The organism is Mycobacterium sp. 2-64 (assembly GCF_035918375.1).
Classification (GTDB): domain Bacteria; phylum Actinomycetota; class Actinomycetes; order Mycobacteriales; family Mycobacteriaceae; genus Mycobacterium; species Mycobacterium intracellulare.
Map to the genome: position 1 here is coordinate 4,768,362 of NZ_CP142361.1, position 20,774 is coordinate 4,789,135.

Sequence of the window (20,774 nt, forward strand, 5' to 3'; positions counted from 1 at the left end):
TGTCGCTAAAGGTCCAGCACCACATCGGTTTCGGGAGCCGCCGAGCAGATCAACACAGACCCGTCGGCCGGTGGTTCCAACGGCCGCTGGACGTAGGAGGTCGTCCCGGCGACGACCCCGGTGACGCACACATGACAGACGCCGCTCCGGCAGGAGAAGCGGGTGGGCACATCGCAGGCTTCGGCGAGCCCGAGGATGCTGCCGTAGTCCGGCGACCAGTGGGCCGTCAACCCGCTGCGCGCGAACGTGATCGACGGCCCCGTGCCCGGCGGCCCGGCGGGCTGATGGGGCGGCCTGTGCGGTCCCGTTTCGACGACGCCGGGGTTGATCGCGGGCAGCGCACCAAATAGTTCGCTGTGGATCAACGCGGGGTCGAATCCGATGGCGACCAGGTATTCGCGGATGTCCGCCATGAATTGCGTTGGCCCGCAGAGGTAAACGAAGCCATCGGTCGGCAATCCCAATCCCGCGATGGCATCACGGTTCAGCCGTCCCTGCGTTTCGGAGTAAAAAACCTGCTGACGGGCGTGAGGCAACGACTCGATCAGCGTTGCGACTTCCGCGGCAAAGGGCTGGGTTTGGCGATTGCGAGCGGCGTGCACCCACCAGATGTCTCGCTCGCTGCCCGCCCCCGCGAGTGCATGCAACATCGCCAGCACCGGCGTCGCCCCGATTCCGGCGGAAAAGAGCACGACGGGGCGCCGGTCCTCGGTGAGGCAGAAGTCGCCGCGCGGGGCGGCCGCCGTTATCACCATCCCCGGCCGGATGTGGGTGTGCAGCCAGCCGCTGACCAATCCGTGATCTTCCCGCTTGACGCTGATGCGGTAGTACCCGGCCGACGGATCGCCCGACAGGGAATAGCTGCGCAACGGCGCCGGCTCACCGGCCCCGGGAATCTTCACCGTGAGGTACTGACCCGGTAGCGCGGGCGGCAGCGGGTCGGAGTCGTCGGCCTGCAGCCGAATCGAGAGCACTTGCGGGCTCTCCCGACGCGTCTCGACAACCCGTAGGTTACGGAATCCCTTCCATCCGGGTTCGACCGGGATGGGCGAGGCCGCGGCCGCACCATCGGGTGCGGCCAGCATGTCGCGAAAAGACTGCTGCCATCCCGGGCTCAGCCCCGGAACATCGACGGCCTCGCGCAGCCGCTCGACGTTGCGGTCCGGTAGGTAGAGCAACGCGTCGACCTCGGCAACGCTGAGCCGGTGGCGGCCGCGGCGGGTCCGCACGATGTCGTCCCCGGCCCGCACCCGGCCTTCGGTGATGACCCGGAAGTAGAAGCCCGGACGGTGCTGGGAGACAAGTAGATTGGGCATGTCGGGCTCGTCGAGGCGAAGACCGACCCGAAAGCACGTGACTCGCGGTTGAGTGACCTCGAATTCGGCGTCGCCGATGCGATAACGGTCACCGATGCACACCTCGTTGTCGGCGAGCCCGGTGACGGTGAAGTTTTCGCCGAAATGCCCGGGCCGCAGGTCGGTGCGGCCCAGGTACGTCTTCCAGAAGTCGTAGGACTCGCTCTGGTACACCATCACGGCCCGTTGTTCCCCGCCATGGCCGGCGAGGTCACCCTGCCCGTCGCCGTCGACGTTGAGTCGACGCACCATGACCGGCCCGTGCACCGGGGTCTTCCAGATGCCGGTGTAGACCGTTTTGTCTCGCCATCGGACGTTCTTGGGCATACCCACGTTCACCGAAACAAGCTTGCCCACCGTGTCACCTCGAACCAGCTCGCCATGGCACCAGTCACCCAACTGGGATGGTTGGCCCAGAATATGGCAGCGCGATCCGCACGGCAACACTTCGGCCGCACGGGGCTGTTGCCCGGGTCCGGTTTGGTGCATACTGGGTCATACAACCCAAAAATGCGACGAGCTGGTCTGTCGATGTCTACCGAACGCGGTCGCGGCGCTCGCGTGCGAAAAGCGTTGGCTGAGGAGGAATGTCATGCCGGCTGTTCATCATCGATACGCCACGGTCGACGGCCACCGACTCTTCTACCGGGAAGCCGGCGACCCGAGGGCTCCCGCGGCGCTGTTGCTGCACGGGTTTCCCACCAGCTCCTACATGTTTCGCGGTCTGATACCGGCCCTGGCGGACCGCTACCACGTCATCGCGCCGGACCATCTCGGATTCGGGCTGTCCGACGCGCCGCCCGTCGAGGAGTTCGATTACACCTTCGACGCGCTGACCGACCTCACGGCGGGCCTGTTGCGAACCCTCGGCGTCGACAGGTACGCCATGTACGTCCAGGACTACGGCGCGCCGATCGGCTGGCGGCTGGCGCTGCGCGACCCGTCGGCGATCACCGCGATCATCACCCAGAACGGCAACGGGTATGACGCGGGATTCGTCGAGAGCTTCTGGAAGGTCGTACACGCCTACCAGCGTGAGCCCACCGCGGACACCGAGGCCGCGGTGCGCCAGTTCCTCACGCTGGACGCCACCCGGTGGCAGTACGTGACCGGCGTGGCCGACGAGACCCTGGTCGATCCCGAGTCGTGGCATCACGACTACGCGCTGCTCTCCCGGCCCGGCAATGACTTGATGCAGCTCAAGCTGTTTCGCGACTATGCCACCAACGCGCCCCTGTATCCGCGCTTACACGAGTACTTCCGGGCCAGCGGGGTGCCGTTGCTGGCGGTCTGGGGTCGCGGCGACGAAATTTTCGGACCGGCCGGGGCCGAGGCCTTCGCCGACGACCTGCCCGACGCCGAGATCCACCTGCTCGACGGCGGGCATTTTCTGTTGGAGTCCGCGCTCGATGACGTCATTCCCCTGATCCGGAACTTCCTCGCCAAGCAGCTCGGGGCGTGATGCCCGGCCGCCGGGCGCGCCGCAACCGACCCGTGACGATCCGGCCGTCTGGGTTGGAGATCCCATAAACGGGGGCACCCACGGGTTAGCCTGACGCGATGGCCCATCCCGACGTTCGTGACGAACAACGGTTGACCGCCAAGGGGCGTGCCACCCGCGACCGAATCGTGCAAGCGGCGGCGCAGTTGATCGTCACCGACGGCCTGTCCGCGGCCAACATGGAGAACGTGCGGCGCGCCGCCTCGGTCAGCGGCTCGCAGCTCGCCCACTACTTCGCCGACAAGGGCGCGCTGATTCGCGCGGTGATCCGACGCCAAATCGGCGTCGTCTTGGACTTTCACCGCCAACCCACGCTTCGAGGCCTGAGTACGTTCGACGACTTCGAAAAATGGATCGAGATGAACATGCGCTACCTGCGGCGCATCGGATACGTCGGCACCCCCACCTATCACGCGCTGGCCGGCCAGCTCGCCAAGTCGGACGATGCCACGCGCGACGCGTTGGCGGCCGGCTACAGCCGGTGGATCGATTTGGTGGAGAAGGCAATCCAGCGGATGAAAGACGACGGGCTGCTGGTTGCGGATGCCGACCCGCGGCAGCTGGCGTTGGTGATCATCACCGCGCATCAAGGAGGCGGAATCTTGGCCTTCACCTACCAAGAGGAATGGCCGCACGCCGATGCGATTCGTTTCGCGGTGAACTACTTGCGGATGTTCGCCACCGACAGTGCCGAACGGATTCCGCGGCGGCCCCCGCGCCGGGCGCGGAGCCGCCGCCCGCGCAAAGCCGGCGGATCCGTGCGCGCCCAAGGCCACCAGGTGACTGAACATCCCTCGCCGCGGTACACCCACAAGGGTCTGGCGACCCGTGCGCGCATCATCGAGGCCGCGGCCCGGCTGATGTTCGAGCGCGGCGTCGCCAACACCAGCATCGACCAGGTGCGGCGCGCCGCCGAAGTCGGCGGATCCCAGATCTCCCACTACTTCCACGACAAGCGCGACCTGACCCGGCACGTCGTCGACGTACGCCGAAACAATGTGCGGGACTTCCACACTCAAGCGAAGTTCGCCGCGCTCGACAGCCTCGATGCGCTGCAGGCGTGGGCCGATGCCTGCGTCTCCGACATCGATCCGGTGTACCGGGTCGGAGGCTGCGTATATGGGTCCTTGGCGGGCGAGCTGATCGAGGCCGACGACGAAATCCACGACGACCTGGCCGCCGGATACGACCAATGGATCGAACTGTTCCGCACGGGCCTGCAGGCGATGTGTGACCGTGGCGACCTGCGCCCCGACGCCGATCCGCGCCACCTGGCGGTGCCACTGGTTGCCGCGCACCAGGGTGGCGCACTGCTCACGCACGCCACCGGCGATCCGCAGCCGCTGCGGGCCGCCGTCACCGCCGCCGTCGACTATGTGCGTTCGTTCGCGGTTTCGCCGCGCAAGGGCGGACCCCGCGCGCCTCGCGGTCAGCGCAACTCCTGACCGCCCGCCCTGGACATGGCGGAAACGTTCGAACATAATACTGGGTCAGTTGGCCCATTATTGTGCGGCAGGCACCGGCGTATCGCGCTGCCAACGATGTCGAAAGAGGCAGTCCATGTCCGTCACGGATTCACCAGAGCTGCCCACCGCACCGGCCGTCGTGCGCGAGCGCCCCGGCGGGGAAACCATGCGGGCGATCATCCTGAAGGGATTCGGCGGGCTGGACAACCTGGTTTACGACGACCTCCCCAAGCCGCTGCCGAAAGACGGCGAAGTCGTCATCGCGGTGAAGGGCTTCGGGATCAACCACGCCGAGATGCACATGCGTCGGGGCGAGTGGGCCGAGGCCGCGGAGGTGAGCGGCATCGAATGCGTCGGCATCGTGGACTCGTGCCCGGGCGGTGAGTTCCCGGTCGGCGCCAAGGTGGCCGCGCTGATGGGTGGCCTCGGCCGAACCATCAACGGCAGCTATGCGCAATACACGCGCGTGCGCGCGGCCAACGTCGCCCTCATCGACTCCGAGCTGTCGTGGGCGGCGTTGGCGGCATTGCCCGAAACGTTCGCGGTGGCCTGGACATGCCTCTTCCGCAATCTGGATCTGAAGGCCGGGCAGACACTGGTATTACGCGGGGCCACGTCGTCCCTGGGGCAGGCCGCACTCAAGATGGCGGTGGCCGCCGGCGCACGAGTCATCGCGACCGCGCGCAGCAGGGGACGCTTCGCGATGCTCGAGCAATTGGGCGCGTCGCGAATCGAGCTGGAGCGGCGCGACCTGGCAGGCCACCTTCCCGAGAGCGGCCGGATCGACGCCGTCCTCGATCTCGTCGGCAACAGCACCATCCTCGACTCCCTGGACATGCTGCGCCGCGGCGGCACGGCCTGCCTGGCCGGTTGGCTGGGCGGGCTGGAGCCCATCGGGGATTTCAACCCGCTGTTGCGCATGGCATCCGGTGTGAACTGGAACTTCTTCGGCAGCTTCGTCTTTGGCACGCCTGGCTTCCCGCTGTCCGACGTCCCGCTGGGGGACATCGCCGGACAGGTCGCCGACGGCACGCTGGAGGCGAAACCGTCTCGGGTCTTCTCCTTCGACCAGATTCATGAGGCGCACCGGCTGATGGAGGCCGGAGAGGCCGGCGGCAAGATGGTCGTCGTGCTGGAGTGACGTGTTGTCGAAACACCGTGGCACGCGGGGGATTCAGGAAAGGTAGGTGTCCACATGGGACTGGCATGGCAGCAGGGCCCGCTGGCAACCGGGTCGATCGGGCACTTCCTCACCGAGCAGCCGATGCCGTCGCGGCTGCTCTTTGCCGAGCCGTTGCGCCGTCGGATGCGGGTGCGCTTCGCGGAACGGTGGATCGCCGACAGCGAGGACGTGCTCCTGTTACACGAGCCCGGCCGTTACCCGGTGGCCTACTTTCCGTCAGGGGATATCGAAGTGGGGACGTTGACCGCCGAGGATCGGGTGACGCAGCACCGCGACCTCGGCGACACGCAGTGGTTCACCGTCAAGGCACCGGGGCGGGAGGCCGCCCACAGCGCCTGGGAACATACCGGTCTGCCCGCGCATGCGACGGTCCTGCAGGGCCGGGTGGCTTTTGCCTGGCGCGCCATGGATGCCTTCTATGAAGAAGAGGAACGGATCGTCGGGCACGCCGCGGACGCTTACCACCGCATCGACATCCGTTCCACGGCACGGCATCTCGTCGTCCGCGATGGAGAACGCGTGATCGCCGAGACTCACCGACCCGTGGCCCTGTATGAATCCGGCTTCGCGCCCAGATGGTACGTCGAGCGCGACGATATCGACGCGTCCGCCCTCAAACCCGTTGCTATCCAGACCTTTTGCCCATACAAAGGAATCTGCTCGTACTATGACATCGGCGGCCACCAGCACGCAGCGTGGTCTTACGTCGATGCGTGGACCGAAGTGTCGCGCGTCCGCAACCTGGTGTCCTTCGAACCGGACAAAATCGATGTGTACCTCGACGGCAAGCAACTTCGGCTGGAACCAGGCCAAACCGTCATCCCGCACGGTGTCGACCGCGGGTTGGACACCGACGAGGTCTTAGGAAAGAATCCGGTAAGGGGCACGTCATGAGGATGTCCATCGAAGTCGTCATCCTGCCCGTCGCCGATCCCGACCGGTCACTACGGTTTTACCGCGACCAGGTCGGCTTCGCCCTCGATGTCGATTACGCGCCCGCGCCCGGGTTCCGGGTCATCCAATTGACGCCCGAGGGATCGCACGCCTCAATCCAATTCGGCGTGGGATTGACCGACGCGCCGGCCGGCTCGGTGCGGGGCCTATACCTCGTGGTCCCGGACATCGAAGCCTGCCGCGCCGAGTTGATCGGTCGCGGCGTAACCGTCGGCGAGATCCGCCACAAGGACACCGACGGCGGCTGGAGAGGCGGGTTCCTCCCGGGTACCGACCCCGATCGCGGTGACTACGCGAGCTTCGCCGACTTTCGCGATCCCGACGGGAACGCCTGGGTCTTGCAGGAACGAAACCACCAGCGGGGTTGAGGAGGCGTCGTGGCCGCGCGGAAAACGAGTCCAGACCGGGTGGGCGCATTCTCAGACGGAGTGTTTGCGGTCCTCATCACGATCCTCGTCCTCGAGCTCAAGCCGCCGAAGTCCTACACCTTCAACGCGTTATTACCGGAATGGCCCACCGGACTGAGCTATGTGGTCAGCTACGTGTTCATCGCCATCGTCTGGGTGAACCACCACCACCTGTTCGGCTACGCGCAAGTGGCGACGCCACGATTGGTGTGGTCGAACTTTGCGCACTTGTTCTCGGTGTCGCTGATTCCGATCACCACCGAGTGGATCGCCGACAGCAGGCTGGCCGCCGCACCGGTGGTTCTGTATGCCTCGGTGTTCGTGCTCGTCAACATCACCTACTTGGCGCTGTGCCAGGAAGTGGTCGATCGGCCCGCCCACGAGGACCTCACCCAGCGAGTGCGCCGACTGCTACGCATGCGGTCGTTCATCACGATCGGCGTCTTCGCGGCGGCGGCAGTCGTCGCATTGTGGTGGCCGGCCGTCGGAATGGTATTGATTTGCGTGTGTCTGGCGGGGTATCTGCGGCCGGATGTGCCCAACGTTAAAAAGGTCGAGCCCTAGCATGATGACACCCTCCGTCCTCGTTTTCGATGTCAACGAGACGCTGATCGACATCGAGTCCCTCGCACCGCTTTTCGCGGACTTGTTCGGCGACGAACGCGTGCTGCGCGAGTGGTTCGGTCAGCTCATTCAGTACTCGATGACCATCACACTGGCCGGCAAGTACGTGCCGTTCCCCGTTCTCGCTCAGGCGGTGCTGCGCATGCTGGGTGACGTCCACCGGGTGGACGTCACCGATGACCACCTCGATCGCCTGACGACCGGGTTGCTCACCATGCCGGCACACCCCGATGCCGCCGAGGGCCTCGCCACATTGCGCGACAACGGTTTTCGGTTGGTAACCCTGACGAACTCCCCACCCAACCCGGACGGCCCGACGGCGCTACAGAATTCGGGGCTGGCCGGCTTTTTCGAGCGCCAACTGAGCGTCGATGCCCGCCGCGCCTTCAAACCGTCGCCCGCCGTCTATCGGTACGTGTGCGACGAGCTCCGTGTGACACCCGGTGATTGCATGATGGTGGCCGCACACGTGTGGGACACCCTCGGCGCGCAGAGCGTCGGGTTCAGTGGGGCTCTGATCACCCGGCGCGGCAACGCGCCGTTACCGGTCCGCAGCCTGCCGCAGCCGAACATCGTCGCCGGCAACCTTCGCGAGCTGGCCGAGCGCCTAACCCAAACCGAAGGGATCGCCAAGAGTGGCAATAGCTAGCGAACGAGACTTCGACGTCATCGTGCTCGGCGCCGGACCGATCGGGCAGAACGCCGCCGAACGCGCCCGCGCCGCGGGCCTGCGCGTCGCCATTATCGAACGCGAACTCGTCGGGGGCGAGTGCTCCTACTGGGCGTGCGTGCCCAGTAAAGCGTTGCTGCGTCCCGTCATTGCCCTCGCCGACGCGCGACGCGTCGACGGTGCTCGGGAAGCGATCACCGGATCCATCAGCGCCGACGGTGTCTTCGGCCGCCGCAACCGGTATGTGACCGACTGGGATGACAGCGGCCAGGCCGATTGGGTGAGCGGAATCGGCGCGACGTTGGTACGCGGTCATGGAAGGTTGGACGGCCCCCGGCGAGTCGTCGTCACCACCGGCGACGAGCGTGTCGGGCTCACCGCGCGGCATGCGGTGGTCGTGTGCACCGGAAGCCGTCCCGCCCTGCCCGATTTGCCCGGAATGGCAGAGGCCAAGCCGTGGACCAACCGGCGCGCCACCGACAGCAGCGCGGTCCCGGAGCGGCTGGCCGTCGTGGGCGCCGGCGGCGTGGGTGTCGAAATGGCTACGGCCTGGCAGGGATTGGGCTCCCAAGTGACGCTCCTGTCGCGGGGGTCGAGGTTGTTACCCCGCATGGAACCGTTCGTGGGCGAGCTGATCGCCCGCGGGCTCAGCGACGCCGGCGTCGATGTGCGGGTAGGTGTCACGGTGCGCGCGCTGCGGCGCCAGGACGACACGAGCGTTGTCCTCGAATTGGACGATGGCAGCGAGCTGACCGTGACTGAGGTGCTGTTCGCCACCGGTCGGGCACCGCTGACCGACGATATCGGCTTGGAGACAGTGGGATTGGAGCCGGGCAGCTGGCTCGAGGTGGACGACACCTGCCTCGTGCGCGGCGCGGTCGAGGACGGCTGGCTCTACGCCGCCGGCGACGTCAACCACCGCGCCCTGCTCACGCATCAAGGCAAGTATCAGGGCCGCATCGCCGGCGCGGCCATCGGAGCACGCGCAACCGGAAGACCGTTGGACACCAGCCCGTGGGGTGCACACGCGACCACCGCCGACCACTACGCGGTGCCACAAGCCTTCTTCACCGATCCCGAATCGGCCGCGGTCGGACTGACAAGCCAACAAGCCCGGGACGCCGGCTACCGGGTCCGAGCCGTCGATATCGAGATCGGGGACGTGGTGATGGGGGCGAAACTCTACGCCGACGGTTATACCGGCCGCGCACGAATGGTGGTCGACCAGGAGAGCGGGCGGCTGCTGGGCGTCACCATGGTCGGCCCCGGCGTGACCGAGCTGTTGCACTCGGCGACCATCGCCGTCGCCGGCCACGTGACCGTCGACCGCTTGTGGCACGCCGTGCCGTGCTTCCCGACGATCAGCGAGCTGTGGCTGAGATTGCTCGAAGCGTATCGGGATGGCCGGGACGATAATTGACCCATGGCCACCTCCGACGGATTCCATCCCGACTTCGACGACACGGCCGCACCGGTCGCCCGCAACCGAGTGCGCCACATCAAGGCGTCCGAGATCAGCTCGGACACGGCACAGTCGGAGGGGCTGCGGCGCTTCGCCGCCCTATCGGGCGCGTCGGTCGGAGCGGAAAAGCTCTGGATGGGTGAGACGCACGCGTCGCCGAAATCCGCCTCGGACAACCATCACCACGGTGACTCGGAGACCGCGATCTATGTGCGAAGCGGCCACCCGGAGTTCGTGTTTCACGACGGCACCCAAGAGGTACGTATTGCCACCGAACCCGGTGACTACGTCTTCATTCCGCCGTATCTTCCGCACCGGGAAGAAAACCCCGATCCCGACACCGCGGCCGAGGTCGTGATCGCCCGCAGCACCCAGGAAGCGATCGTGATCAATCTTCCCGCCCTGTATCCGCTCGACGGGCCTCGATAAACGGGCAGCGGGCCACTCAGCGAATTCTCAACAGATTCTTCGGCGCCACATCGCTTGGCTCCCAGCGTCCGCAAAGTCGCCGGCGACACCATACGTCTATGACGAACGAGCAGATGTGCGCGAACCTTGTCGAACGCTATTTGCGCACCCGCGGACGGCAATACTTTCGCGGGCACCGCGACGGCGAACACTTCTTCGTCACCGGCGCTCCGCGACGGCTGCACGTTCATTTCGAGATCTCGCCCGCGCACGACGACGTGTTGATCATCCGGGTCACTCCGGGGTGCTACTTTCCGGCCGCCGACCGCCCCTGGCTGACGCACTTCGCCGACACGTGGAACCGCCAGGACCGCCACGTCACCGCGATCGTGCACGGCTCGTGCGATCCGCAGCGCATCGGCGTGGTGGCCCGCAAGTCGCAATGGATCCGAAGCAAAGTCTCCTTCGCCGAATTCGCGTCCCTCGTCGACCTGACGATCGCGGACGCCACCGAGCTCTTCGAGGAGCTGGACCCCGCCGCCGGCCTGCCGCCCGCCGAGCGGTCCTTGCTGCGTCACGCCGGCTGACGCCCGCCCGGTCTAGGCGCCGCTCGCGGCACCCGGGGCATCGGGGCGCGGCTCACCCAGCTTCGCCCGGATGGCGCCCCACGGATCGGCGTAGCGCCCGGGCGTATCCCGGTAGGCCGCACGGCTTTTGAGAAACCGCCGCGCCAGCGGCGAGATCAACCGCATCGGGTAGCGCCGCCACCCCGCCGTCGCGCGCATCTCGTCGAGCATGTCCGGCCACGAGTGGTGCTGGAATCGCAGGACTTGTTGGGAGCGAGCGGTATCCATCCAGTCGGTGACGAACCAGTCGTCGTCGCTGTCGGGATCACCCGGACGTCCCCCGGGCAGGACGTCGACGAGACCCCGGGCGGCGGCCAGCGCCTTGCCGACCTCGCCCTGCCGAATCCGGTGCGACTCGTCGCCTGCGATCAGCAGGGTCTCACCGACGACGTCGGCCGTGGTCGCCGCGGCGAACGCACGGGCGACGTCGCGCACATCGACGGTGTGGATGCGCCCGTCCGTCGGCAGGGCGCTTTCGAAGAACAGTGCGTCAACGCTGAACGGCATGGCCTCCGGGTCGACGCTTATCACCCCGCCCAGGCGCAAGATCACCCATTCGAGGTTCGAGGACCGGATGTGCTGTTCCGCTTCGGCTTTGTGCGCGCCGTAGAGATCAGCCGGGTTCATCGGGGAATCGGCGCGCAACAGCTCGGCGTTGCGGTGCGGGTTACGCGCCCCGTACACGGCGTTGCTCGACGCCTGGATGAACCGCACCGGGTGCGGCCGGGCCTGCGCGGCGCGCAGCAGCGTGAGGGTCGCGTCGACGTTGACGCGGCGCCCGAGGGCGGGACTGCGGTAGATCCCGGGCGGGATCACCGCGGCCAGGTGGACGATGGCGGTGGGTGAGGTCGCGGCGAGCAGGCGGTCGACATGGCCCGGGTCGGTCAGATCGGCCCAGTGCGCCTCGACGCCGTCGGGCAGCGTCCTCGCCGCCTTGCGCTGGGTGGGGGTGCCCAGATCCGTCGCGACCACGCGGTGGCCGTCGGCGACCAGCCGACGCACCGTTTGTGAGCCGACGAGCCCGAAACCCCCGGTGACAAGAACCTTCTCGGACATGATCCCCCAGCGCCGGGTCGCCCCCAGCAAACGAATATGACATTCTCCAAATTCGAAAGTATCATATGTCATCCATGGCCTGAGGTTTGAGACCGGCGTCACACCGGCAACCAATAGCAAATGGCACGATCACGACAGCGGGGAGCCATGAAGGGCAGCGGTGCGGGCGCGGCGGACAATCACGAGACCGCCAAATGGGATCCGGCCTTCACCGAACGGGTCGCCAACGCGCTCGGGCCGGCCATCAAACGGTATTACCGGGCCGAGGTGCGAAACATCGACAACGTCCCGCCGTCCGGTGGGGCGCTGGTGGTCTCCAACCACTCCGGCGGCATGCTGACACCGGACGTGTTGATCTTTTCCCCGGCCTTCTACGAAAGGTTCGGCTACGACCGCCCCGTCTACACGCTCGGCCATTACGGGATCTTCATGGGGCCCTTGGACGGCTGGCTGCGCCGCCTCGGGGTGATCGAGGCCAGCCGCGAAAACGCCGCCGCCGCCCTGCATTCGGGCGCGGTGGTGCTGGTGTTTCCCGGCGGCGACTACGACTCGTACCGCCCGACGTTCAGCGCCAACACCATCGACTTCAACGGGCGCACCGGCTACGTGCGAACGGCGATCGAAGCCGGCGTGCCGATCGTGCCGACAGTGTCGATCGGCGCCCAGGAGACCCAGCTGTTTTTGACCCGGGGCAACTGGCTGGCCCGCAAGCTGGGGCTAACGAAGGCCCGCATGGACATCCTGCCGGTCAGCGTCGGGTTCCCGTTCGGGCTCAGCGTGATCTTCCCGCCCAACCTGCCGCTGCCGGCAAAGGTCGTCACCGAGGTGCTCGAGCCGATCGACGTCACCGCGCGCTTCGGTGAGGACCCCGACATCGACGAGGTCGACGCCCATGTCCGCGCCGTCATGGAGGACGCGCTGAAGCGGTTGGCCGAGCAGCGCCGGTTTCCGATCCTCGGCTGAGGATGCCGCCAATCCGCGCCGGCGGCCGGCGCCCTGCGGCATAGTTGTTGGCCTGGTCGCGTCGGCAGGGCGAGGTGACGTGTGAAAAGACTCAACGGCATGGACGCCATGCTGCTCTACAGCGAGACGCCCAACCTGCACACGCACACGCTGAAGGTGGCGATCATCGACCCGGCCGACTGCGACGGCGAGTTCGGGTTCGACGCGTTCCGCCGCCACGTGCGCCGGCGGCTTCACCTGCTGGAACCGTTGCGCTACAAGCTCGTTGACATCCCGTGGCACCTGCATCACCCGATGTGGCAGGAAAACTGTGAGGTCGACCTGGACTATCACCTCCGTCGCGTCCGGGTGCCCGCGCCGGGCGGGCGGCGAGAGCTCGATCGGGTCATCGGCGAGGTGGCGTCGACCCCGTTGGACCGCACCCGGCCGCTGTGGGAATTTCACTTCGCCGAGGGACTGGCCGACGGCCGGTTCGCCTTGATCGGCAAGGTGCACCACGCGTTGGCCGACGGTGTCGCGTCGGTCAACCTCCTGGCGCGCGCGATGGATCTGCGGGACGGGCTCACCGACGAGCGCGACAACGACGAAGCCGGTGTCACGGTTTCCGATGCCGACCTGCTGCGCGCCGCCGCGCGCGACCACGTCCGGCAACTCGCGCAACTGCCACGGCTGCTCAAAGACGCGGCCGTGGGGCTGATGCGGGTGCAGCGTCGCTCCCGCGAGCGCGGAGACCACCCCGATCTCGCCGATGCTTTTGACGCGCCCCCGACGTTTCTCAACCATGTGGTCTCACCCCGGCGCTGGTTCGCCAGCACGTCGTTACCGCTGCCGCAGGCCAAGGCGACGGCAAAAGCGTTGGGCATCACCATGACCGATCTGGTGCTGGCGACGGCGGCCGGCGGGTTGCGAACGCTCTTGCTGGCCTACGACGGCGCGGCCGACCGCCCGATCATCGCGTCGGTGCCGACCGCCACCGACAAGTCGGACCGGATCACCGGCAACGAGATCAGCGGGCTGATGATTTCGCTGCCGGTGCATGTCGACGACCCGATCGAACGGGCCCGGCTGATCTCGGTGGCCACCCGGATCGCCAAGGAAGACCACGAGATCCTCGGCCCGCAGCTGTACGGGAAGATGATGGCCTACCTGCCGACCGCCTTCGCCCCGGCGGCATTTCGCTGGCTGGGTCTGCGCGACATGCCCAACAAGCTGATGAACGTCGCCGTATCCAGCGTGGTCGGACCGCGCGAACGCGGCCACTTCGGCGGCGCGGCCGTCAGCGAGATCTATTCCACGGGTGTGCTCTCGCCCGGCGCCCCGGTCAACATCACCGTGTGGAGCTACGTCGACCGGCTCGGCGTCGCGGTGCTGACCGACGATCAGACGTTCGACGACGCGCATGAGGCGACGGACGCCATCAGCGCGGCCTTCGACGAATTATGCTGTGCCGCAGGCATTTCCGATCAGCCGGCGAGGACCCCGTCCAGCACCGAGTAGAACAGGCCCAAGCCGTCGTCGGAGGGCCCGGTCAGCGCCTCGATGGCATGCTCGGGATGCGGCATCAGGCCCACCACGCGGCCGTCGGCGGAGCTGACGCCGGCGATGTCATGTTGCGAACCGTTGGCGTTCTCGTGGTACCGGAACACCACCCGCCCGTCGCCCTCGAGCTCCTCGAGCACCTCGGCGGGCGCCACGTAGCGGCCCTCGCCGGACTTCAGCGGCACCAGCAGATCGGCGTCCGGTTCGAAACGCGACGTCCACGCCGTCGACGTCGACGCCACCCGCAGCCACACGTCACGGCAGATGAAATGCAAACCCACGTTGCGGGTCAGGGCACCGGGCAGCAGGCCGGCCTCGCAGAGCACTTGAAAACCGTTGCAGATACCCAAGACCGGCATCCCGCGCCGCGCGGCGTCCACCACTTCGGTCATAACCGGGGCAAACCTGGCGATCGCCCCCGCCCGCAGGTAGTCACCGTAGGAGAAGCCGCCCGGAACCACCACGGCGTCGACGCTTTTCAAATCGGCGTCGGCGTGCCACAGGTTGACCGGCTCCGCGCCGACGCGGCGGGCCGCCCGGGCGGCGTCCACGTCGTCGAGCGTGCCGGGAAACGTGATGATCCCGATGCGTGCGGTCACGTCGTCTCCCGGCTGATCGTCCAGTCCTCGATCACGGTGTTCGCCAACAGCGATTCGGCGATCTCGGCGAGCGCCGAGTCGTCCACGCTGTCGTCCACTTCGAGCTCAAACCTCTTGCCCTGCCGGACATCTGATATCCCCGGGTGACCGAGGCGGCCCAGCGCGCCGACGATCGCCTGACCCTGCGGGTCCAGAATCTCCGCTTTGGGCATCACGCTCACGATCACCCGGGCCACCGGCGCTCCTCCTCAGTTGGCGTTTCGCCGCCAACTCTACCGGCGAAACCGCAGCTCGCCCTCACGGGCACGAGGCAATGTAGGCCTCACACAGCGGCGCGCCCATGGCGCCCAGCACCGGGTCGTCGGCCATCGCCGGCCAGGGCGCCTGCGGCGGGGACGTCGACCAGAGCGTGACCTCGCTGACCGTGCTGCTGGCCGGGTGGGCGAAAAGGTAGGTGTGCATCACCACCGGGCCGCTGATCACGGCGGCCATGCGGTTGGTGTCGTCGCTGGTCAACGACGGCGATTGCTGCGGCGCACGCTGCTGGCAACTCCGCAACGCGGCGACGGCGCTACGGAACGCCTCGGCCGCGATCTCGCCACCGCGGGCCGTATCACCGCGCCAATGCAGGATTTGGGCCTGCAACTGCCACTGACCGTCCGGATGCTGCACCGTCGAACGGGCGGAGACCGCCGAGTCGCGGGGGTCCCGAGCGGTGGCCGGCGTGGCGCACAGCTCCTCGAACCGAAACCGGGGGCCGGGCGCCGAGCCCGTCGTCTGGACCGCCTGACCGGCGAGCGCGGGCCAGTGGTACACCGCGTCCAGCGGCACGGCACGCTGATCGATCCACGCGGTGTTGGGGATCCGGTCGCACATGGCGGGGCAGGTCTCGGGCTCACCGTGCGCAGGGATGACGACGACCAGCGCGACCGCGAGGGCGCCGGCGACCAGCATCGTGGCCAGGATCACGCGCAGCGGCAGCTTGTCCATCAAGGCACAATCGTAGATATGCAACTGACGCATTTCGGTCATTCGTGCCTACTCGCCGAGTTCGACCAGACACGCGTGCTGTTTGATCCCGGTACCTTCGCCCACGGTTTCGAGGGAATCACCGGCTTAACCGCCATCTTGATCACTCATCAGCACCCCGACCACGTCGACGGGAAACGGTTGCCGGCACTGCTCGAGGGTAACCCGGATGTCGCGCTGTATGCCGACCCACAGACCGCCGCGCAACTCGGCGCGCCCTGCCGCGAGGTACACGTCGGCGACGAACTGCAGATCGGTGAGCTGACCGTGCGGGCCTTGGGGGGAAAGCACGCCGTCATCCACCCGGAAATCCCTGTGATCGAGAACATTTCGTTTCTCATCGGCGACGGCGAGCATCCCGCCCGGTTGATGCATCCCGGCGACGCTCTGTTCGTGCCCGACGAGCCGGTGGACGTTTTGGCCACCCCGGCGGCGGCCCCGTGGATGAAGGTTTCGGAAGCGGTCGATTACCTTCGCGCGGTGGCACCAGCGCGCGCCGTCCCCATCCACCAGGGGATCATCGCCCCCGATGCGCGTGGCATCTACTACGGCCGGCTCACCGAGATGACCAGCACCGACTTCCAGGTGCTGCCCGAAGAGGACGCCGTCACCTTCTAGCGCGAGCAGCTAGGTGATGTCGTCGGCGGCGCCGCGGCCGGCGGCGCGGCCCGAGAAGATGCACCCACCCAGGAATGTGCCCTCCAGCGCGCGGTAGCCGTGCACGCCCCCGCCGCCGAAGCCCGCCGCCTCGCCGGCGGCGTACAGCCCGCTCAGCGGAGTGCCGTCGGAGGTCAACACCCGTGCGGCAAGATCGGTTTCGATGCCGCCCAGCGTCTTTCGCGTCAAGATGTGCAGCTTGACCGCGATCATCGGCCCGGCCTTCGGATCGGTCAACCGGTGCGGCGCCACGACCCGGCCCAGCCGGTCGCCCAGATAGCCGCGGGCCGCACGGATCGCGGTGATCTGGCCGTCCTTGCTGAACCTGTTGGCGACCTCCCGGTCCCGCGCGGTGACCTCGGCCTCCACCGTGGCGTAGTCCAGCGGTTGCACGTCGGGCAGCTTGTTCATCGCGGACACCAGGTCCCGCAACGAATCCGCGCTGACGAAGTCCACGCCACGATCGACGAACGCCTGCACGGGCCCCGGCGGTCCGGAGCGTGCCCGGTTCCGCAGCAGCTCGCGCACGCTCTGCCCGGTCAGATCGGGATTCTGTTCCTGCCCGGAAAGCGCGAATTCCTTCTCAATGATCTTGGCGTTCAACACAAACCACGTGTAGTCGAACCCGGATCGGGTGATGTACTCGAGCGTGCCAAGTGTGTCGAAACCGGGATACAGGGGAACCGGCAACCGCTTGCCGTTCGCATCCAGCCACAGCGACGACGGGCCCGGGATGATGCGAATTCCGTGCAGCGGCCAGATCGGGTCGTAGTTGGTGATGCCCTCGGTGTAGTGCCACATCCGGTCCGGGTTGATCACCCGCGCGCCGGCCTTCTGCGTGATGCCGATCATCCGGCCGTCGACGTGTGCCGGCACGCCGCTGAGCAATTGCTCGGGCACGCGGCCCATCCGCTTCGGCCAATTCTTGCGCACCAGCTCGTGGTTCCCCCCGATGCCACCACTCGTCACGATCACCGCAGCGGCTCGGAACTCGAACTCCCCGACGGCCTTTCGTGACGAGGCGACGCCGCGCGGCGCGGTTGAGGACTCCAGCACCGTCCCCCGGACGCCCGTCACCGCGTCATTCTCGACGATCAACTCGTCGACCTGATGGCGGTGCGCGAAGCGCACCGTGGAGCGGTCGCGCAGTTGACGGGCGAAGATCTCGACCAGCGCGGGCCCGGTGCCCCAGGTGATGTGGAAGCGCGGAACCGAATTGCCGTGCCCCTGCGCGTCATACCCGCCGCGCTCGGCCCACCCCACCAAAGGGAAAAGCTTGAGCCCGCGGGCGCGCAGCCAGCTGCGCTTCTCCCCCGCGGCGAAATCGACGTAGGCATGGGCCCATTGGCGCGGCCAGTAGTCCTCGGGCCGGTCGAACGCCGCCGTACCCAGCCAGTCCTGCAGCGCGAGCTCGTGGCTGTCGCGGATGCCCAACCGGCGCTGCTCGGGGCTGTCGACGAAGAACAGACCGCCGAAGGACCAGAACGCCTGCCCGCCCAGGTTGGCGCTGTTCTCCTGGTCGAGGATCAGCACCCGCAGGCCGCGATCCACCAGTTCGCAGGCGGCGACCAGGCCGGACAGCCCCGCCCCGACGACGATGGCATCAGCGCCGAACCCGGCAACCGAAGAAACGCTCATGTCGGTCCAGGGTAGTGCCCCGGACAGCAGGTCAGGCAGTCGATTCGTCAGGCGGCGTCGAGCAAGGCCTTGTCACGACGCCAGCGATACACCGTCGGTGTGCAGTCGTGCATCAACGCCAGGTCGACCGCGTCCAGCATCGCCTGCAGCGGTCCGGGTTTGCGGAGATGCCGCGCGGCGACCGCCACCCGCACGATGCCGCCGCGCCGGGCGATCCGCTCGGCGGACAGCACGACCGTGCGACACCACCACGGCTCGGCGAGAACACCCTCGCCGATGCCGAGAACCCGCGCCCGCACGGTGGTGTGCCGCACCAGGTCGGTGATCCCATGCAAATCGGCCAGCATCCGAAAACCGTTGCCCGGCAATGCTTTGACGACACCGGGCGAAACCACGCAGCCGGGAGCCGCGAACAGCCGCGTGCGTAAACCGAGGTGCTCGAGGACCCGGTCGGCGGCCATCAAGCGCAGATTGGCCTCATGCGCCCGCAAAATCGCGAACTCACCGCGGCGCTTCCTGGTGAGGGCATCGTCGTAGCCGTGCAACACGATCGCGTCGCCACCGGCGCGGCGGGCGGTCAGCCAGTCAACGGTTTTCGGGTCGCTGTCGAGTCGGTAGCCGCCGGACAGGCGGGGAGCCACCAGCAGCGAAACCGGTACCTCACGGGCATCCATTTGCGCGCAGAACGCCTCGACGTCGGGCAGGGTGCGTTCCCCGATCCCCGAGACCGAAACGATCAATTTTCCAGACACACCAGCAGTTTGCCGACCGCAAGTGTCGGAACGGTGAAGGACACGCAGACAGCAGGCGTATATGCGCTCACCCAAAAGCGATAACTGGGTTCGGCGACCGGAATTTCAGGGGCGGTCCAGCAAACGGCCACCGGCGCCGGCGGACACGATCTGTTCGATATGCTAAGCAACGCCATGGACGAGGCCTCCTACGCAGCGGCCGGAGCGCCGCTGCCCCATGCCCCCGCGGGGCAGCCGGGCGCCGACACACGGGAGTATCCCGACAAGTTGGACGCCGAGCTGTTGCGGATCTCCGGCGTGTGCATCTTGGCCACGGTCATGGCGATCCTGGATGTCACGGTGGTCAGCGTCGCGCAACGCACCTTCATCGACCAGTTCGCGTCCTCGCAGGCGGTCGTGGCCTGGACGATGACGGGCTACACGCTCGCCCTGGCGACAGTGATCCCGATAACCGGGTGGGCCGCCGACCGGTTCGGCACCAAGCGGCTGTTCATAGGCTCCGTGCTGGCATTCATGCTCGGATCACTGCTGTGCGCGATTGCCGCAAACATCTTGCAGCTCATCATCTTTCGGGTGGTTCAGGGTGTCGGCGGCGGCATGCTGCTGCCGTTGGGGTTCATGATCTTGACCCGTGAGGCCGGCCCCGCCCGGCTCGGGCGCCTGATGTCGATCCTGAGCATCCCGATGCTGCTCGCCCCGATCGGCGGCCCGATCCTGGGCGGCTGGCTGATCGACACCTCGAGCTGGCGATGGATCTTCCTGATCAACGTGCCGATCGGACTGCTCACCATTGTTCTCGCGGCGATCGTGTTCCCCCGCGACCATCCGGTCCGGTCGGAAACGTTCGACGCCGTCGGCGTGCTGCTGCTCTCCCCCGGCCTGGCCATGTTCCTGTTCGCGGTGTCGTCCGTCCCGGGCCGCGGCACCGTGGCCGACCGCCATGTGGTGATCCCGGCGACGATCGGACTGGCATTGATCGCGGGGTTCGTCGCGCACGCCTGGCACCGGGCGGATCATCCGTTGATCGATCTGCGGCTCTTCCGCAATCCGGTGCTGACCCACGCCAATGTGACGATGCTGGTATTCGCGACCGCCTTTTTCGGCGCCGGCCTGCTGCTTCCGAGCTACTTCCAGCAGGTGCTGCACCAAACGCCGATGCAGGCGGGCGTGCACCTGATCCCGCAGGGGCTCGGCGCCATGCTGACCATGCGGCTGACCGGGCCGCTGGTGGACAGGCAAGGGCCGGGCAAAATCGTGCTGGTCGGGATTGTGCTGATCACGGCCGGGCTGGGGGCCTTCGCGTTCGGGGTGGCCAAGCAGGCGCACTATCTACCTGTGCTGCTGGTGGCGCTGGCGGTCACGGGCCTGGGCATGGGCTGCACGATGATGCCGTTGTCGGTCGCGGCCGTGCAGGCGCTGGCACCGCATCAAATCGCCCGGGGAACCACCTTGATGAGCGTCAACCACCAGGTGGGCGGCTCGATGGGGACCGCGCTGATGTCGATGATCCTGACCAATCAGTTCAATCGGAGCCAAAATATCGTCGCGGCAAACAAGGTTGCTGCCCTGCATCAGCGTGCGACCGTCGACGGGGTGCCGGTGGACCAATCCGCAATCCCCCGGCAGGCCCTTGTCCCGGGCTTTTGGGGGAATGTGGTGCATGATCTTTCCCACGCGTATACCGCGGTATTCGTGATTGCCGTCGTGCTGGTGGTTTGCACGATCATTCCGGCGTCCTTTTTGCCGAAAAAGCCGGCAAGCGAAACTGCCGGCGAACAACGCATTCGCGTCCTGTAGCCCGCGAAAAGCCGATTTTTTCGCTTTAAACTGCCGTCCGCGCCGCCTCTGCGCGGCAGGAATTACACGCGTGGTAATAGCGGCGAAT

At 67.1% G+C, this 20,774-nt stretch carries 21 protein-coding genes; 14 read left to right on the forward strand and 7 right to left on the reverse strand.

The features are described from left to right. Positions 1 to 5 precede the first annotated feature (5 nt). A complete protein-coding gene (locus QGN31_RS22210; RefSeq protein ID WP_014941255.1) occupies positions 6 to 1,712 on the reverse strand; it encodes an MOSC and FAD-binding oxidoreductase domain-containing protein in 1,707 nt (568 codons plus the stop codon). A gap of 235 nt (positions 1,713 to 1,947) precedes the next feature. Between QGN31_RS22210 and QGN31_RS22215 the strand changes: the two genes are divergently transcribed. The 10 genes from QGN31_RS22215 to QGN31_RS22260 all read left to right on the forward strand — a co-directional run bounded on the left by QGN31_RS22215 (position 1,948) and on the right by QGN31_RS22260 (position 10,617). Further along, on the forward strand, positions 1,948 to 2,817 hold the full coding sequence (locus QGN31_RS22215; RefSeq protein WP_009951924.1) for an alpha/beta fold hydrolase: 870 nt from the start codon (positions 1,948 to 1,950) through the stop codon (positions 2,815 to 2,817). Between the two features lie 98 nt (positions 2,818 to 2,915). Beyond that, positions 2,916 to 4,301 carry a TetR/AcrR family transcriptional regulator gene (locus QGN31_RS22220; RefSeq protein WP_014383800.1) on the forward strand — a complete coding sequence of 462 codons (1,386 nt, stop codon included), beginning with the start codon at positions 2,916 to 2,918 and terminating at the stop codon, positions 4,299 to 4,301. A gap of 115 nt (positions 4,302 to 4,416) precedes the next feature. Then, positions 4,417 to 5,463, forward strand: a complete 1,047-nt coding sequence (locus QGN31_RS22225) for a zinc-binding dehydrogenase (protein WP_009951925.1) — start codon at positions 4,417 to 4,419, stop codon at positions 5,461 to 5,463. Positions 5,464 to 5,517: 54 nt separating this feature from the next. Further along, positions 5,518 to 6,399, forward strand: a complete 882-nt coding sequence (locus QGN31_RS22230) for a DUF427 domain-containing protein (RefSeq protein WP_014941254.1) — start codon at positions 5,518 to 5,520, stop codon at positions 6,397 to 6,399. A gap of 2 nt (positions 6,400 to 6,401) precedes the next feature. Then, positions 6,402 to 6,827 carry a VOC family protein gene (locus tag QGN31_RS22235; protein WP_009951927.1) on the forward strand — a complete coding sequence of 142 codons (426 nt, stop codon included), beginning with the start codon at positions 6,402 to 6,404 and terminating at the stop codon, positions 6,825 to 6,827. A 60-nt stretch (positions 6,828 to 6,887) separates the two neighbouring features. Next, positions 6,888 to 7,430 (forward strand): TMEM175 family protein, encoded by a 543-nt coding sequence (locus QGN31_RS22240; protein ID WP_014941253.1) that lies wholly within the window; start codon positions 6,888 to 6,890, stop codon positions 7,428 to 7,430. 1 nt (position 7,431) lies between these two features. Beyond that, a complete protein-coding gene (locus QGN31_RS22245) occupies positions 7,432 to 8,139 on the forward strand; it encodes a haloacid dehalogenase type II (protein WP_014941252.1) in 708 nt (235 codons plus the stop codon). Further along, positions 8,126 to 9,580: a dihydrolipoyl dehydrogenase family protein gene (locus QGN31_RS22250; protein WP_014381777.1), complete on the forward strand. Its 1,455-nt coding sequence runs from the start codon at positions 8,126 to 8,128 to the stop codon at positions 9,578 to 9,580. The genes QGN31_RS22245 and QGN31_RS22250 overlap by 14 nt, the downstream gene beginning before the upstream one ends. 3 nt (positions 9,581 to 9,583) lie before the next feature. Then, positions 9,584 to 10,051: a cupin domain-containing protein gene (locus QGN31_RS22255; RefSeq protein WP_009951932.1), complete on the forward strand. Its 468-nt coding sequence runs from the start codon at positions 9,584 to 9,586 to the stop codon at positions 10,049 to 10,051. Between the two features lie 98 nt (positions 10,052 to 10,149). Continuing rightward, positions 10,150 to 10,617 (forward strand): YbjN domain-containing protein, encoded by a 468-nt coding sequence (locus QGN31_RS22260; protein ID WP_009951933.1) that lies wholly within the window; start codon positions 10,150 to 10,152, stop codon positions 10,615 to 10,617. Positions 10,618 to 10,629: 12 nt separating this feature from the next. On the opposite strand, the gene QGN31_RS22265 is transcribed toward QGN31_RS22260, so the two are convergent. Further along, positions 10,630 to 11,712 (reverse strand): NAD-dependent epimerase/dehydratase family protein, encoded by a 1,083-nt coding sequence (locus tag QGN31_RS22265; protein WP_009951934.1) that lies wholly within the window; start codon positions 11,710 to 11,712, stop codon positions 10,630 to 10,632. Between the two features lie 147 nt (positions 11,713 to 11,859). Between QGN31_RS22265 and QGN31_RS22270 the strand changes: the two genes are divergently transcribed. Next, positions 11,860 to 12,675, forward strand: a complete 816-nt coding sequence (locus QGN31_RS22270) for a lysophospholipid acyltransferase family protein (protein ID WP_009951935.1) — start codon at positions 11,860 to 11,862, stop codon at positions 12,673 to 12,675. A gap of 81 nt (positions 12,676 to 12,756) precedes the next feature. After that, positions 12,757 to 14,172 (forward strand): wax ester/triacylglycerol synthase family O-acyltransferase, encoded by a 1,416-nt coding sequence (locus QGN31_RS22275; protein WP_014941251.1) that lies wholly within the window; start codon positions 12,757 to 12,759, stop codon positions 14,170 to 14,172. On the opposite strand, the gene purQ is transcribed toward QGN31_RS22275, so the two are convergent. From purQ to QGN31_RS22290, 3 genes are all read right to left on the reverse strand, one after another. Then, positions 14,139 to 14,813: a phosphoribosylformylglycinamidine synthase subunit PurQ gene (gene purQ / locus QGN31_RS22280; protein ID WP_009951937.1), complete on the reverse strand. Its 675-nt coding sequence runs from the start codon at positions 14,811 to 14,813 to the stop codon at positions 14,139 to 14,141. The two genes, QGN31_RS22275 and purQ, sit on opposite strands and share 34 nt — an antisense overlap. Beyond that, positions 14,810 to 15,049 carry a phosphoribosylformylglycinamidine synthase subunit PurS gene (purS, locus tag QGN31_RS22285; RefSeq protein WP_008263864.1) on the reverse strand — a complete coding sequence of 80 codons (240 nt, stop codon included), beginning with the start codon at positions 15,047 to 15,049 and terminating at the stop codon, positions 14,810 to 14,812. The genes purQ and purS overlap by 4 nt, the downstream gene beginning before the upstream one ends. Before the next feature lie 61 nt (positions 15,050 to 15,110). Beyond that, positions 15,111 to 15,845 carry an ATPase gene (locus QGN31_RS22290; RefSeq protein ID WP_179300126.1) on the reverse strand — a complete coding sequence of 245 codons (735 nt, stop codon included), beginning with the start codon at positions 15,843 to 15,845 and terminating at the stop codon, positions 15,111 to 15,113. On the opposite strand from QGN31_RS22290, the gene QGN31_RS22295 reads away from it, so the two are divergent. Further along, the gene (locus QGN31_RS22295) at positions 15,822 to 16,460 is read left to right on the forward strand and encodes an MBL fold metallo-hydrolase (RefSeq protein WP_009951939.1); all 639 of its coding nucleotides are present in this window, start codon (positions 15,822 to 15,824) and stop codon (positions 16,458 to 16,460) included. The genes QGN31_RS22290 and QGN31_RS22295 overlap by 24 nt on opposite strands. A gap of 9 nt (positions 16,461 to 16,469) precedes the next feature. Here the strand turns inward: QGN31_RS22295 and QGN31_RS22300 are convergent, their stop codons facing one another. Both QGN31_RS22300 and QGN31_RS22305 read right to left on the reverse strand, forming a co-directional pair. After that, positions 16,470 to 18,137, reverse strand: coding sequence for an FAD-binding dehydrogenase (locus tag QGN31_RS22300; RefSeq protein ID WP_009951940.1), 1,668 nt, complete (start codon positions 18,135 to 18,137; stop codon positions 16,470 to 16,472). Positions 18,138 to 18,184: 47 nt separating this feature from the next. Next, complete coding sequence (locus QGN31_RS22305) at positions 18,185 to 18,889, reverse strand: DUF2334 domain-containing protein (RefSeq protein WP_008263856.1); 705 nt, start codon at positions 18,887 to 18,889, stop codon at positions 18,185 to 18,187. A gap of 159 nt (positions 18,890 to 19,048) precedes the next feature. On the opposite strand from QGN31_RS22305, the gene QGN31_RS22310 reads away from it, so the two are divergent. After that, positions 19,049 to 20,686, forward strand: a complete 1,638-nt coding sequence (locus QGN31_RS22310) for a DHA2 family efflux MFS transporter permease subunit (RefSeq protein ID WP_225330805.1) — start codon at positions 19,049 to 19,051, stop codon at positions 20,684 to 20,686. Positions 20,687 to 20,774: the final 88 nt, after the last annotated feature.